Annotated in this window: 1 protein-coding gene; it reads left to right on the top strand. The window is 50.4% G+C overall.

Annotated features, from left to right (window positions below):
- Positions 1–548, top strand: a 548-nt coding sequence (locus I8751_RS29805) for an integrin alpha (protein WP_225894304.1), incomplete at both ends; no start/stop codon positions are given.

Genomic DNA, 548 nt, shown 5'->3' on the forward strand with positions numbered 1-548 from the left:
ATATCAACGGTGACGGCATCGATGATGTGATTATCGGGGCACCTTATGCCGACCCCAACGGACAAGAAAATGCAGGGTCAAGCTACGTGGTTTTTGGTAGCAGTAGTGGTTTTAACGCTAGCCTTAACCTTTCATTTCTCGATGGCAGCAACGGCTTTGTAATTAACGGCATTAATAGCGGTGACTACTCAGGCTACTCCGTCAGCAGTGCGGGGGATATCAACGGTGATGGCTTCGATGACTTGATTATCGGGGCAACACGTGCCGACCCCAACGGTCTGTATGGTGCAGAGTCAAGCTACGTGGTCTTTGGCCGCAGCAGTGGTTTTAACGCTAGCCTTAACCTTTCATCTCTTGATGGTAGTGAAGGTTTTGTGATTAACCGCATTAATAACGGTGACAGGTTAGGCACCTCCGTCAGCAGTGCGGAGGATATCAACGGTGACGGCTTCGATGACTTGATTATCGGGGCATCAAGTGCCTCCCCCAACGGTCAGTCTAGTGCAGGGTCAAGCTACGTAGTTTTTGGTTTTGCATCTCCTACGCCC

Origin of the sequence: Atlanticothrix silvestris CENA357 (assembly GCF_016056295.1) — a bacterium.
Taxonomy (GTDB): Bacteria; Cyanobacteriota; Cyanobacteriia; order Cyanobacteriales; family Nostocaceae; genus Atlanticothrix; species Atlanticothrix silvestris.